General features: G+C 68.1%; 15 protein-coding genes. 5 read left to right on the top strand and 10 right to left on the bottom strand.

What is annotated here, in order from left to right; genetic code table 11:
* Positions 1–13 precede the first annotated feature (13 nt).
* From AC1RR5_RS08165 to AC1RR5_RS08150, 4 genes are all read right to left on the bottom strand, one after another.
* Entirely contained in the window at positions 14–1,093 is a 1,080-nt protein-coding gene (locus tag AC1RR5_RS08165) for a helix-turn-helix domain-containing protein (protein WP_492920788.1), read from the bottom strand.
* A 172-nt stretch (positions 1,094–1,265) separates the two neighbouring features.
* Positions 1,266–3,530, bottom strand: a complete 2,265-nt coding sequence (gene ptsP / locus AC1RR5_RS08160; protein WP_492920786.1) for a phosphoenolpyruvate--protein phosphotransferase — start codon at positions 3,528–3,530, stop codon at positions 1,266–1,268.
* A 256-nt stretch (positions 3,531–3,786) separates the two neighbouring features.
* On the bottom strand, positions 3,787–4,164 hold the full coding sequence (locus tag AC1RR5_RS08155) for a YMGG-like glycine zipper-containing protein (protein ID WP_492920785.1): 378 nt from the start codon (positions 4,162–4,164) through the stop codon (positions 3,787–3,789).
* Positions 4,165–4,298: 134 nt separating this feature from the next.
* Positions 4,299–5,246, bottom strand: coding sequence for a DMT family transporter (locus AC1RR5_RS08150; protein WP_492920784.1), 948 nt, complete (start codon positions 5,244–5,246; stop codon positions 4,299–4,301).
* A 133-nt stretch (positions 5,247–5,379) separates the two neighbouring features.
* On the opposite strand from AC1RR5_RS08150, the gene AC1RR5_RS08145 reads away from it, so the two are divergent.
* A complete protein-coding gene (locus AC1RR5_RS08145) occupies positions 5,380–5,754 on the top strand; it encodes a SprB repeat-containing protein (protein WP_492920782.1) in 375 nt (124 codons plus the stop codon).
* A gap of 3 nt (positions 5,755–5,757) precedes the next feature.
* Here the strand turns inward: AC1RR5_RS08145 and AC1RR5_RS08140 are convergent, their stop codons facing one another.
* The 3 genes from AC1RR5_RS08140 to AC1RR5_RS08130 all read right to left on the bottom strand — a co-directional run bounded on the left by AC1RR5_RS08140 (position 5,758) and on the right by AC1RR5_RS08130 (position 8,305).
* Positions 5,758–6,486: a helix-turn-helix domain-containing protein gene (locus AC1RR5_RS08140; RefSeq protein WP_492920781.1), complete on the bottom strand. Its 729-nt coding sequence runs from the start codon at positions 6,484–6,486 to the stop codon at positions 5,758–5,760.
* Positions 6,487–6,504: 18 nt separating this feature from the next.
* Positions 6,505–6,969, bottom strand: a complete 465-nt coding sequence (locus AC1RR5_RS08135) for a hypothetical protein (RefSeq protein WP_492920780.1) — start codon at positions 6,967–6,969, stop codon at positions 6,505–6,507.
* 88 nt (positions 6,970–7,057) lie between these two features.
* Positions 7,058–8,305 carry an aspartate kinase gene (locus tag AC1RR5_RS08130; RefSeq protein WP_492920778.1) on the bottom strand — a complete coding sequence of 416 codons (1,248 nt, stop codon included), beginning with the start codon at positions 8,303–8,305 and terminating at the stop codon, positions 7,058–7,060.
* A gap of 169 nt (positions 8,306–8,474) precedes the next feature.
* Between AC1RR5_RS08130 and ubiG the strand changes: the two genes are divergently transcribed.
* The 4 genes from ubiG (at position 8,475) to AC1RR5_RS08110 (ending at position 11,691) form a co-directional block, all read left to right on the top strand.
* Entirely contained in the window at positions 8,475–9,230 is a 756-nt protein-coding gene (gene ubiG, locus AC1RR5_RS08125) for a bifunctional 2-polyprenyl-6-hydroxyphenol methylase/3-demethylubiquinol 3-O-methyltransferase UbiG (protein WP_492920776.1), read from the top strand.
* A 122-nt stretch (positions 9,231–9,352) separates the two neighbouring features.
* Positions 9,353–10,360 (top strand): YMGG-like glycine zipper-containing protein, encoded by a 1,008-nt coding sequence (locus tag AC1RR5_RS08120; RefSeq protein WP_492920774.1) that lies wholly within the window; start codon positions 9,353–9,355, stop codon positions 10,358–10,360.
* Positions 10,361–10,557: 197 nt separating this feature from the next.
* The gene (locus tag AC1RR5_RS08115) at positions 10,558–10,857 is read left to right on the top strand and encodes a glycine zipper 2TM domain-containing protein (protein WP_492920772.1); all 300 of its coding nucleotides are present in this window, start codon (positions 10,558–10,560) and stop codon (positions 10,855–10,857) included.
* Positions 10,858–10,953: 96 nt separating this feature from the next.
* Positions 10,954–11,691: a ferritin-like domain-containing protein gene (locus tag AC1RR5_RS08110; RefSeq protein WP_492920770.1), complete on the top strand. Its 738-nt coding sequence runs from the start codon at positions 10,954–10,956 to the stop codon at positions 11,689–11,691.
* Here the strand turns inward: AC1RR5_RS08110 and AC1RR5_RS08105 are convergent.
* Genes AC1RR5_RS08105 through grxC form a run of 3 tightly spaced genes read right to left on the bottom strand, consistent with a single transcriptional unit; the run spans position 11,688 to position 13,226 of the window.
* Positions 11,688–12,122 carry a DUF1178 family protein gene (locus AC1RR5_RS08105; protein ID WP_492920769.1) on the bottom strand — a complete coding sequence of 145 codons (435 nt, stop codon included), beginning with the start codon at positions 12,120–12,122 and terminating at the stop codon, positions 11,688–11,690. The two genes, AC1RR5_RS08110 and AC1RR5_RS08105, sit on opposite strands and share 4 nt — an antisense overlap.
* A gap of 19 nt (positions 12,123–12,141) precedes the next feature.
* Positions 12,142–12,975, bottom strand: a complete 834-nt coding sequence (locus AC1RR5_RS08100; RefSeq protein ID WP_492920768.1) for a carbon-nitrogen hydrolase family protein — start codon at positions 12,973–12,975, stop codon at positions 12,142–12,144.
* Positions 12,972–13,226, bottom strand: a complete 255-nt coding sequence (gene grxC / locus AC1RR5_RS08095) for a glutaredoxin 3 (protein ID WP_492920767.1) — start codon at positions 13,224–13,226, stop codon at positions 12,972–12,974. The genes AC1RR5_RS08100 and grxC overlap by 4 nt, the downstream gene beginning before the upstream one ends.
* Between the last annotated feature and the right edge of the window lie 14 nt (positions 13,227–13,240).

The raw sequence follows: 13,240 nt of genomic DNA, 5'->3' as shown, positions 1-13,240 counted from the left end.
CCTTGCGAGAAAACTACTGCGGCCGAACCGGCGTGGCTGGCTTCGCCGCCACCGGAGCCGCGGCCACCGGCGCGGGCGCCGGCGGGATCAGCTTGGCCACGGCCGTCTGGTTCGAAGTCAGGTGACCCGTCAGGCGGCCCTGGTAATAGACCTCGAACAGCGACGGCTCGACGACGTCCAGGATCAGGCCCGGCGTGGCCGGCGCGCGATAGGCGTCGCCGGTCGACAGCCAGCGGGTCATGTGGATGGAGCCATCAGCGCGGCGCACGGTCAGGGCGCCGGCCTTGCGGGCCTGGATCAGCACGCCCGAGGCTTCCTGCGGCGTCGCGCCCAGGATCTGGCCCTTGGGCTTGAACTGCGAGCCGACCACGAACTGGTTGGCCGGATCCACCACGCCAGCCTTGGCGTCGGCCTCGGCGCGGACCTTGGCGGCGGCCTTGGCGGCGTCGACGGAACCGCCGTTGGCGGCGGCGTCGTCGAGGCCGGGGGTCTTGTAGGGCTCGGGCGTGGTGCTCTCGACCGGAGCCGGCAGCGGCGCGCCCAGAGCGACCTGGTTGTTGCTGGCATGAGCCTGGACCTGGGTCGAGGCGGCAGCCGGGGCCACCTGGGCCGGCGGCTCGTCCTTGGCGATGGCGCGCTGGGCGACGTTCCACAGCAGGATGGCGCCCACCACCAGCAGGCCGCCGGCGAAGATCAGGGCCAAGCGCGGATCACGCTCGCGGCGCACGCCGACCGGGGCGCGCAGCTCGGCGCCGTCGTTCTCGGGCGCGTCGTTCTTGAAGCGGGCCACGGCGGCCTCGGCGTCCAGACCCAGCAGGCCGGCATAGGCGCGGACATAGCCGATGGTGAACGGGCGCGAAGGCAGGTCGTCGAAGCGCAGGTCTTCCAGCGCCTCGATATAGCTCTGACGGATGCGCGTCGCGTCGGCCACGTCCTGGGTGGTGAGGCCGCGGAACTCCCGCGCCGACTTGAGGGCCATGCCCACGTCGGCGCCCTCATCGATCGACGGATGATGGACGGCGACCGGCGTATCATCCGTGTCGGCGTCGGCGACGAGATGCAGACGTCTCACGTTGCCCGTATCCAGCGGCATGACTTGACTATACGCCCCCAAAATCGCGCCGCGCGCGAAGCGCGACGCACTCCCCCACTCCGTATGGCACGGAGGTCTTAACAAGTGTTTGGGATAACAAACTAAGTAGCCGGATTCAATGGACTAAACGGTGACGCTTGGTTAACGGCCAAGCTTTTCTTCCAAATAGCCCCTAGACCGCGACGTAGAGCTTGCGCGCCAAGGTTTCGATCTCGCCGCGCAAGGATCCGCCGGCGCCCTTCAGCAGGGCCTCGACATTGCGGCGAGCGGCCTCGCGATCGCACGATAGGACCATCTGCTTGACCGGGCCGATACCGGCCGGCGGCATGGAAAGTCCTTCGAATCCAAGGGCCACCAGCGCGAAGGCCTCCAGCGGACGACCGGCCATCTCGCCGCACACGGACACCGGCGTGCCGGTGTCGGCGCAGGCCTGCTGGATGGTCTTCAGCGCGCGCAGGGCCGCCGGCGACAGCGGGTCGTAGCGGTCCGAGACCTTGGGATTACCCCGGTCGGCGGCGAACATGTACTGCATCAGGTCGTTGGTGCCGACCGAAACGAAGTCGGTCATCGGCAGCAGTGCGTCGAGATGCCACAGCAGGGACGGGGCCTCGATCATCGCCCCGACGTCCAGGCGGGCCGGCGCGGCGCGGCCACGCTTCTGGGCCCAGGCCACTTCTTGGTCGACGAAGGCGCGGGCGGCGCGGAACTCGTCGACATTGGCCACCAGCGGGAACATCACCCGCAGCGGCCGGCCGTTGGCGGCCTTGATCAGGGCGCGGATCTGCATGCGCAGCAGGGCCGGACGGTCCAGGCCCATGCGCACGGCGCGCCAGCCCAGGGCCGGATTGTCCTCGCGCTCCAGCTCCATGTACGGCAGCAGCTTGTCGCCGCCCAGGTCAAGCGTGCGGAAGGTCACCGGCATGCCGTCGGCGGCGTCCAGCACCTTCTCGTACAGCGCCGTCTGGGCCTCCAGGCGCGGCAGTTCCTCGGCGACCATGAACTGGAACTCGGTGCGGAACAGGCCGATGCCCTCCGCTCCCGTCTCGGCCAGGATGTCCAGATCGACGGCCAGGCCGGCGTTCATCAGCAGCGTGATCTTGGCCCCGTCCTTGGTGATCGGCGGGGTGTCGCGCAGGCGGGCGAACTCGGCCTTGCGCTGGGCGCGGACCTCCATCCGGGCCTTCAGCGCCTTGATGACGTCCGGACGCGGCCGCAGCCAGGCCTCGGCCGTCTCGGCGTCGACGACCACCGGGTCGCCCTCGCTGACCCGGTCGCGCAGGCCGGCCAGGCGGCCGACGCAGGGGATGTCCAGCGCGCGGGCGACGATGCCGGCGTGGCTGGCGGCGCTGCCCTCTTCGAGCAGGATGCCCTTCAGCTTGGTGCGGTCGTATTCCAGCAGGTCGGCCGGCCCCAGGTTCCGGGCGATCAGGATGGCGTCGTCGGGCAGCTGACGCACGTGGTGCACGTCGCCCGACAGGTGGCGCAGCAGCCGGTCGTTCAGGTCTTCCAGGTCGTGCAGGCGCTCGCGCAGATAAGGATCACGGGCCTGGCCCAGGCGGGCGCGGTGCTCGGAGCGGACACGCTCGACGGCGGCCTCGGCGGTCAGGCCCGAACGCACGGCTTCATTCAGCGACCGGTTCCAGCCCCGGTCGTGGGCGAACAGGCGGTAGGTCTCCAGCACCTCATACGAGGCGCCGACCAGGCCGTGCTGGCCTTCCAGCATCTGGTCGATCTGGGTCTGCAGGGCCTCGATGGCGTAGGAGAGCCGCGCTTCCTCGGCCAGGGCGTCGTCGGACAGCAGGGTCTCGGGCACCACCGGCTGCTCGTGCAGCACGGCCACGCCGTAGGCCAGGCCTTCGGCGAAGCGCGAACCCTTCAGCCGCTCGGGCTTGTGCGGCGCCAGCTCGACGTCCTTGAGCTCGTCGGCGCCCAAGAGCTCGCTGGAGCTGACCATCTCGGCCAGCACCATGGCGATGATCTGGAGGTCCTCGACCTCTTCCTCGTCATAGACCCGCTCGGTGCGGTTCTGGACGACCAGCACGCCGATGGCTCGACCACCGCGCAGCAGCGGCACGGCCAGGAAGGCGTGGTACGGATCTTCGCCGGTTTCCGGGCGGTACGAGAACTGTGGGTGGCTGGCGGCGTCCGACAGGTTCAGCGGCCGGCCCAGGCGCATGGTCTCGCCGACCAGGCCCTCGCCCGGGCCCAGCCGCGTAACGTGGACGGCCTCTCGGGCCAGACCCTCGGTGGCGAACAGTTCGAGATCGTTGGAAGCGCGGCGCAGATAGATCGAGCAGACTTCGGCCACCATCGAGATGGCGATGGTGCGCACCACCATGTCCAGCTTGGCCTGGGCGGGACCGCCGCCGGCCATGGCCTCGCGAATCTGCCGCAGCAGGCTGCGTGGTCCTCGAACGGCGATGCCGGATGCAGCCATCTCGTTCGCGTGCGCTCCCTAAGTGCCCGGATAGAAGGTCTAGCCCAGCTTCAAGCGCCAGGGGTTAAAGACCGTCCGTCCTCTTAGATGGGGGCTATAGCAGATTTCGCCCGCGCGAAAGCGGCCTAGGTCAACCGAACGTCGATTAGGTGCGGGGGCACGAAAAAGCGCCGCCCGGTTTGGACCGGGCGGCGCAGTCTGCACGCTAGGGGAGGGATCGGAACTCTAGCGGCGATACGCGAAGCGAACTGGGGGACTAGCGGCGATAGCCGTAGTCGCGGGCGTCGTAGCGGTTGCCGTAACGGTCATAGGCGTAGCGGCTGTTCTGGTGGCTACGTTGGCCGTAGTAGCGGTTGTCGTAGCCGCGGCTCTGCTGGTAGCGCGGGGCCGTACGATAGCCGTAGCCATAGTTGTTCTTCTTCTTGGCCGTGGTGGCGCCCAGGGCCGCGCCGGCGACCGCGCCGATGGCGACCGCTTCGGTCTTGCCGTCGCCGATGGCCGCGCCGGCCACGCCGCCGATCACCGCGCCCAGGATGGCGCGTTCGGTCTTGCTGGCGGCGAAAGCCGACGAAGCGGGAGCAACCAGGGCGCCGGTGATGGCGACGGCGATCGCAGTCTTGGTGAAGGTCTTCATGACAAACTCCTTTTCCAGATGCGTCGCCCCCAAACCAATTCTGGGCGGCGCTGTTGATGTCTGTTGTAAGGGGGCCTGCCTGAACCTGATTTGAACCGCGCTGTTCAGGTTCGCTTCATGTTGAGAAAAAGTTTTCAGCCGGCCACGAGGGCCTCTTTGGCCGGCCGGTGCAGCCGCACCGACCACAGCACGCCGACCAGCATCAGCACGATCGCGGCGGTCTCCAGCCCGCGCGGCCAGCGGCCATCGTGCGCGAAGCCGTACAGCAGGGCGAACAGGGTCTCGAACACGATCAACTGGCCGGACAGGCTCAGCGGCAACAGCCGGCTGGCCGAGTTCCACAGGCCGTTGCCGATCACCGAAGCCCCGATCGCCACCGCGAAACTGACCAGCCAGAACCAGCGCCAGTCCGCCGAAGCGTGGGCCTCACCGGCCATCATGAAGGCCGGGACGACCAGCAGCAGCGACAGCAGGCCCGTGGCCAGGCCCGTCAGCAGCGACCACTCGTGGCTGGTGAACTTCGGCGTCGCGGCCAGGCGGCGAGCGTTCCAGACGGCGTAGACGGTCCAGACCGCCAGGGCCAAGAGCGCGCCCAGCAAGCCGACGACTTGCTTGCCGATCCCGACGCCCTGGCCGTCGGTGAACACCGAGACATTGATGCAGACCCCGCCGGCGACGATCAGCGCCAGTGGCGCGGCCAGCTGGCGCAGTTGCACGCCCTCCCCCGGCCTGGCGCCCACCAGGGTCACCGTCACCGGCAGCAGGCCGATAACCAGCGAGGCCAGGGCTACGCCCGAACTCTGCACCGACACCGACAGGCCGACATAGTAGATCAGGTTGCCCAACAGGCTCAGCAGGACCAGATCGCGCCAGTCGCGGCCGTCCATCTTGCGCATCACGGCCTTCCAGGTCGGGACCAGCAGCACCGCCGAGGCCAGGCCGTAGGCGATGTAGCGCCCGGCCGTCATCTGCAGCGGCGTGAAGGCGGCCAGCAGCTTTGGCGCCAGGAACACCCCGCCCCAGAACGCGCCGGCGACCAGCCCGCACAGCAGGCCGAGGAGGAGATTGCGGGAGGTGCTCATGGGGCTGGGTTAGCAGCTCGCTCTAGCGCCGGCTTGGCGAAAGCTCCCGCGGATTTGGCGAGTGCTCCCAAGGGTTGACTCTCAGGTAGAGCGATGACGAAATACAACCCTGGGCAAATTGCAGGAGGGTTCTATGAAGTCTCGTCGTGAATTGATGTTCAGTGCCGCCGGCCTTGGCGTCGGCGCGCTGATGGTCGCTACCGCCGCCCAAGCGCGCACGCTTTCCGCCAGCGCCTCGCCGTCGATCGTCGGCCTGGATGACGACAACTGGTCGGACCCCGTCACGGTCAGTGTCAGCGGCGGCATCGGCCCCTACACCTATCAATGGGTGCGCACCTCGGGTTCGAGCGATATCGAGGCGACAGACCCGAACAGCGACGTGACGCAGTTCCGCTGGCTCGGTTCATTCGGCGGCCCGCCGCGCCTGTCGGGCTGGATCTGCCAGGTGACCGACAGCGCCAACGAGACCGCCAGCACCGGCCTCATCCGCGCCGCCTATGCCAACTGAGGCTTAGGATCGCCGCCAGGCGCCAGGGGTGACGCCCAGGCTGGCCTTCATCCGCTTGGTCAGCCCGCTCTGATCCCCGTGCCCCGTGCGCACCGCGATCTCGGCGATCGACAGGCTGGTATCGGACAGCAGCCGCTGGGCCGCGCGCAGGCGGGCATCCGACAGCGCCCCGTGCGGCGTCGTCCCATAGGCGTCGGCGAACCGCGCGAAGAACCGGCTCTGGCTCATGCCGGCCTCGTTGGCCATATCGCGAACCGTCAGAGGTTGGTCGAAGCGGGCCTCGATCAGGGCGGCGGCGCGGGCCAGGCGCGGGTCGACGCCTATCGGCGCCGCCGACAGGCCGCGCAGCAGCAGCGGCGTCCACAGACTGGCGACACCAGTCTCGATCGCGCCGGGCGCCTCGCCGGCCAGATATTCCAAGAGGCCGCGCACCGCGCCGGTGACCGGGGCGAACGGCCGCTCGCGCAGGCATTCGAACGGCTTCATCAGCGCCCCGCCGATGTCGGCGACCACGAACAGGTTCTCGCCGGAGGCGGCGAAGGCGTGGCGGGTTCCGGGCGGCACCACCGCCGCGCGGCCGGGATCCACGCGCCCGCCCTTGCCGTCGATCTCCATCTCCAGCACGCCCCGGCGCGGCAGCACGATCTGGTCGAAGGCATGGGCGTGCGGCGGCGCGTCCTCGCCGTAGCGGCGGAACGACAGTTCGGCGGGGGCGGTCAGGTCGTGACCCATGCCCTCACTATAGCGGGATCAGCCGTGCCCCGGCAGAGCCAGGGGCTCGTCGGCGTCGGCGACCAGGCGGCGGGCCTGTTCGAGGGCCGCGTCGATGTCGGTCTCGATGAACTCGACCTCCAGATCGGTCAGCGGGTGCGGAGCGGCGACGACATTGCGCAGATAGGCGCGCTTTTCCGCTTCCGTCATGGTCCACCAGCCGACGGTGTGACCTTCCTCGATGACCGCGTCGCCCATGGCCAGCAGGTCGTCGGTGTCGAAGATCGGCTGGCCGGGCTTTTCCGGGAACCACTGGCCATCGTCCGGCAGGGCCTGGTCTAGCTGGTTCAGCAGCGCCGCCAGCCACGGGCTGATCAGCAGCGGCTTCTCGTAGCCGTCGCCGAACTTGGCGCGCAGCAGCAGGTCGTAGAGCAGGTCCAGGCCGGCGTCGCCGTGGAAGGTGACGGTCTTGGCGTCGGGATCGAACTTGAAGACGTCGGGCATGGGATTCTCGGAGGCTGCAGCGCCTTCTTAACGTCAGAACACGACGTTTCGGCAACGGCGGAGCGCGATCGCGCTCCGCCTATAGGCCTTACAGCTGGTCCAGGCCGTAGACGGCGTGCAGCGCGCGCACGGCCAGCTCGGTGTAGGCCGCGTCGATCAGGACCGAGATCTTGATCTCCGAGGTCGAGATGACCTGGATGTTGATGTTCTTCTCGGCCAGGGCCTGGAACATCGATTGGGCGACGCCGGCGTGGCTGCGCATGCCCACGCCGATGACCGACACCTTGGAGACGTCCTCGTCGACGGCGACGTCCTCGAAGCCGATTTCCTTCTGGGCGGCGCGGACGATCTCGACGGCGCGGGCGGCGTCACGCTTGCCGACCGTGAACTCCATGTTGGCGGTGTCGGCGCTGCGGGCGCGCGACTGCACGATCATGTCGACGTTGACGTTGGCGTCGGCGAGGCGGCCGAAGATCTGCGAGGACACGCCCGGGTGATCGGGCAGGCCCAGCAGGGTGATCTTGGCTTCGTCGCGGCTGTAGGCGACGCCCGAGACGATGCGCTTTTCCATGATTTCTTCCTCGTCGCAGACGATCGTACCTTGGCCCGGGGCTTCGCCCGGTTCGACGAAACTCGACAGCACCCGCACCGGGACGCGATGGGCCATGGCCATCTCGACCGAGCGGGTCTGCAGCACCTTGGCCCCCAGCGAGGCCATTTCAAGCATCTCTTCGTAGCTGATCTTGGCCAGGCGCTTGGCCTTGCTCTCGATCCGCGGGTCGGTGGTGTAGACCCCGTCCACGTCCGTATAGATGTCGCACGCGCCCTTCACCGCCGCGGCGATGGCCACGGCGCTGGTGTCCGAGCCGCCACGGCCCAGGGTGGTGATGCGCTGGTTGGTCGTCACGCCCTGGAAGCCGGCGATGACGGCGATCTCGCCGTCCGCGAAACAGGCTTCGAGGTTTTCCGGCGGAATGTCCTCGATGCGGGCGCTGCCGTGGGCCTCGTTCGTGAGGATCGGCACCTGCCAACCCAGGAACGAGCGGGCCTTGTGACCCATGTTGCGCAGGGTCATGGCCAGCAGGCCGGCCGTGACCTGTTCGCCCGAGGCGACGATGGCGTCGTACTCGTCGTCCGATTCCGGAAGACCTTGCGCAGCGCGACCGGCGCCGTCGGTCCAGGCGACCAGTTCGTTGGTCTTGCCCGACATGGCCGAGACGACCACCGCTACCTGCTTGCCGGTCGCCACCTCGGCGGCGACCAGGCGCGCCACACGGCGGATGCGCTCCAGATCGGCCACCGACGTGCCGCCGAACTTCATCACCAGACGTGACACGTCCCAGATACCTCGACACTTGGTTATTTCTTGCGCCCGCGCGGCCGGATCGCTCCCCCTCGCGCAAGCTCGGGCCTTCTAGCGACCGGACGGCGCAACGGCAATGTCGCGCAGCTGTCTTTTTTCTCCGATCGTGGCGCGAAAAACTCCGCGTGGTAGAGGAAGGGCCATGACTCAGAGCGCCGCCCCCCCCTCCTGGAGCATCGACCCCGCCGACGTGGCGCGGTTCTCGGCCATCGCCGCCGAGTGGTGGGACCCCAAGGGCAAGTTCGCGCCGCTGCACGTGTTCAATCCCTGCCGCCTGGCCTTCATCCGGGAAGAGGCCCTGGCGCGGTTCGAGCGCGACGGGACGGTGCGCGCGCCGTTCGAGGGCCTCACCCTGCTCGACATCGGCTGCGGCGGCGGGCTGCTCAGCGAGCCGATGGCGCGCCTCGGCTTTACCGTCACCGCTGTCGACGCCTCGGAAAAGAACATCAAGACCGCCGCGACCCACGCGGCCGAGCAGGGCCTGGCGATCGGCTACCGCCCCGCCACCGCCGAGCAGCTGCTGGCCGAGGGCGCGGGACCGTTCGACGTGGTGCTGACCATGGAGGTCATCGAGCACGTCGCCGATCCGGGCGAGTTCCTGCGCACCTGCTCCAAACTGCTCAAGCCCGGCGGGCTGATGATCGTCGCCACCCTGAACCGCACGCTGAAGGCGCTCGCGCTCGCCAAGATCGGCGCGGAATACATCCTGCGCTGGGTGCCGCCGGGCACGCACGAGTGGAAGCAGTTCCTCAAACCCGAAGAGCTGCGCGCCTTCCTGGCCGGCGAGCCGGTCGAGATGCAGGGGCCGTTCGGCGTCGCCTACAATCCGCTGACGGGCCGCTGGAGCCGCTCAACCGATGTCGACATCAACTACATGATGACCGTCACCAGGGGTTGAAACGGCAGAGGTTCGGGAACCTCGATGGCAGGCGGGCTTTTCCTCCCCGGGACATGAACCCGGATTGGCGACCCTGTCGGGGGTGGCCGTCGATCCGTTCGAGTGGGAACGGAGACAACCCTATGACTCATAAGACCTTGGCCGCCATCCTGGCCGCCACCGTGGCCTGTGGCGCGATCGCCCCGGCCTTCGCGCAGGATTCGGCTTATCAGCGCAGCCTGCAGAACTACGACAACCAGCGCGCCAACTACTACGACAAGGTGGCCGAGTATCAGGACCGCCAGGAAGCGTACGAGCGCGACCGCGCCAACTATGTGCGCACCCGCGACGACTATGACCGTCGTTACGGCCGCGGCGCTTATGACCGCCGCAACCCCAGCTATGCCGAGCGCTATCGCGTCGCCCAGTACCGCGACAGCGCCGCCTACTATGCCGAGCAGGCGGAGTTCGAGCGGTCGCGCGCCACCTACGAGCGCGCCCGCTACGACTATGACCGCCGCAACGGCCAAGGCGCCTACGACCGCCGCAACCCGCGCGAGGCCGACCGCTTCCGCACCGAAGGCGTCAGCTACACGTCGGGCTCCAGCGCCGACCGCGACCAGTGGGAACGCGACCGCTCGCGTTATCTGAGCGCGCGCGACGACTATGACCGCCGTCGTGGCTCGGGCGCCTATGACCGCCGTTATCCTGGCGAGGCCAGCCGCTACAACGCGCCCTATGCCGGCGCCTACAGCATCGACACCAGCGCCAGCGTCTCCTACCCGAGCGACTGTCGCCAGGACGCCAAGAAGAACGCCACCGTCGGCGGCGTGATCGGCGCCCTGGCCGGCGCGGCCCTGGGCTCGAACGTCGCCGCCCGCAACGCACGTCCGGAAGGCACCGTCCTCGGCGCCCTGGTCGGCGCTGGCGTCGGCGCGGCCGTCGGCAACGCCTCGGCCAAGTGCGACACGCGCGGCAACTACTACAGCTACGAGCAGACCCAGCCCTATCGCTACAGCGACGGCCGCTACGCCGCCGCCAGCGAACGCTGCCGTCTGGCCCCGGCCCCGGCCGAGTACAACGGCCGCGTCGAGCAGCGTTATGTCCGCGTCTGCCCGGACGCCGACGGTCGCTACCGCGTCGACGGCTAATCCTGACCATAAGACCCAAGCTGGAAGGCCTTCCCGATCACGATGTTCATCGTGATCGGATAAGAAGGCCGCCTTGCCAAGAAGCGAGCCAGCCAAGCTGGCTCGTGGCAGGTAGCCGACTTTCTGGCAACCGGCCGCCAGCTTGGGCGTTTATGCCTCGAGGGATCTAAACCAAGAACACTATCGGAGAGCCCGCCATGCGCGCCCGCCTGAAGACCATCGTCCTGGCCACCGTTGTCGGTTTCACCGTCAGCAGCGTGGCCGTCACCGCCGCCGACGCCCAACAGCGTCGCGAACGCGTCCTGGTCTGTAAGAAGTCCAAGGCCAAGAACGGCGCCATCATCGGCGGCCTCGGCGGCGCCCTGCTGGGCAACACCGTCGCCGGCCGTGGCAACAAGACCGAAGGCGCCCTGCTGGGCGGCGCGGTCGGCGCCGTCGCCGGTCACGAGATCGGCAAGGGCAAGAAGAAGTGCCACTACGAGTACCGCTATCGGTAATCGTTAGCGCTTCATCAAAGCCAAGGGGCGTCGGATGTGAATCCGGCGCCCTTTTGCTTTGCCCCTCATCTGGAACAAGGGCCGTACACGACCGTTATGGTCAAGGTTCGGGGTGGCCGCCGCAATGACAGGTCAACCGGACGCTTGCGAGGCGGCCAGGTGGGCAACGCGTTCAGACGTCGGTTTCTCGACGTGCTCTGCTCAATCTACATCTACAACGAACATCGCGGCTATACCGCCATCGATCGCATGCTGAGCGCGATCCGCCTGAGTTGGCCCAACGATCAGGCGCTGATCGATCTGGTGGAAAGCCACCGCGCCGACGAGCACAAGCACTACCTGATGTTCCGGCGGTGGTTCGAACGCCGTGGCGCGATGCCGCTGGACCTGGACCGCGCCGTTGGCCACATCGACCGCTTCGTCGAGCTCATGTTCGGATCGCCGATCGATGACCTGCCGGTGGAGCTGATCGGTCGCGACGATCTCTTCGAGCGCCTCTGCCGCGTCATCTCCTTGACGGAAAAGCGCGGCCATCGCCAGGTCGAGACCCTGCTGCGGAATACTGCGATCCGCGAGGATGGCATGCTCACCAAGATCTTTCGCGTCATCGAACAGGACGAACCCAGCCATTGGGCACCCTATGACGGCTGGCTGCGCGACCATCACCGACGCCAGGCCAACTGGTGGGAGCGCGCCGTCGACGGACTGGTCCACGGCGAACTGCTGGCCTTCAAGCTGCCGATCATCTTCCTGACGCCGGGCCTGCCGCGACGCACGTCGTGGCCGGACGAACAGGACGTTCAGAACTCCAGCGCGACCCTGGCGGCGATCTAGTTCACGTCCGTCTTCTTTGGCGCGGCCGGCGGCAGCGCCGCGACCTTCACCCCGTCCTCGACCAGGGCCTTGACCTCGGTCGGCGAAGCCTCGCCATAGATGCCGCGGTCTTCGGACTTGCCTTCGTGGATGGCGCGGGCCTCCTTGGCGAAGGCGTCGCCGACATAGTCGAAATTGTCCTCGACGTGCCGGCGGACCTCGCCCATGGCGGTCATCATCATCTCACGCATCTTGGGATCAACCGCCGGCGCCGCGCGCTGGGCCTTCGTGCCCGCGACGGCCGGGGCCATGATCTGCTTGGAGACGCCGTGCGAGCCGCACAGCGGACATTCGACAAGGCCCCGCTGGGCCTGGTCGTCATAGTCCGCCGACGAGCCGAACCAGCCCTCGAATTCGTGGGCCGCGTCGCACTGGAGCGCGTACTTGATCATGAAACTAAGATGAGGACTTTCAGGGACCGACGAAAGGCCGGGCGTTCTTGAGGACCGGGATCGCCGCCCGCGCCTTGTCGGCGGCGGGCAGGTCGAGGTCGGCCAACAGCACGCCGGGCTCGTCGTGGTCAAGCTTGCCGAGGATCTCGCCCCACGGGCCGATCACGATCGAGCGACCCCAGGTGCCACGGCCGTCCTCGTGGAAGCCGCCTTGCGCCGCCGCGATCACGAACGAACCGGTCTCGATGGCGCGGGCCCGCAGCAACACGTCCCAGTGCGCCTCGCCAGTCGGACGGGTGAAGGCCGCCGGGGCCGTCAGCACCGTCGCGCCGGCCAGGGCCAGGGCGCGATGAAGCGCGGGGAAACGCATGTCGTAGCAGATGGTCAGGCCGAACTTGGCCAAGGGCGTGTCGACCACGACCGCCGCCTCGCCCGGCGTATAGGTCGCCGATTCCCGCGCGGTCTCGCCGGTGGGCAGGTCGACGTCGAACATGTGCAGCTTGTCGTAGGTCGCCACGATCTTGCCGGTCGGATCGATCACGGCCTGGCGGTTTGCCGCCTTGCCATCCTCGCGCCGCACCAGGGCCGAGCCGATGTCGATCCAGGTCCCCGTCTCGGTCGCGATCTCGCGCAGACCATTGACGACGGGATCGTCTTCCAGCGCCGTCAGGGTCGGCAGCAGCTTGGCGCGGTCCTTCTGCAGGACGTTGGTGCATTCGGGCGTCAGCACGAATTGCGCCCCGCCCGCGATCGCCTCGCGCACCAGCGGCGCGACATGGGCCAGCGCCGCCGCGTGGGTCGCGGGCGTGCGTGTCTGGATCAGACCGACTCGTAGAGGCGCGGACTGGCTCATGCAGAGAGAAGAGCGTCCAGCTTGCCTTCGCGTTCGAGGGCCATCATGTCGTCGCAGCCGCCGATGTGCTGCTCGCCCACGAAGATCTGCGGGAAGGTCGTGCGGCCCGAGCGCTGCATCATTTCCTGACGCAGGTTGGGATCCATGCCGGCCTCGACCTCGGTGAAGTCGGCGCCCTTCTCGTCCAGCAGGGCGAGGGCGCGGGCGCAATAGCCGCAGAACGGGCGGGTGTAGATGGTGACGTGAGCCATAAGCGTAAGAAACC

It is taken from the genome of Caulobacter sp. GW821-FHT11E11 (genome assembly GCF_058808315.1).
This window is presented reverse-complemented; position numbering and strand designations above follow the sequence as displayed.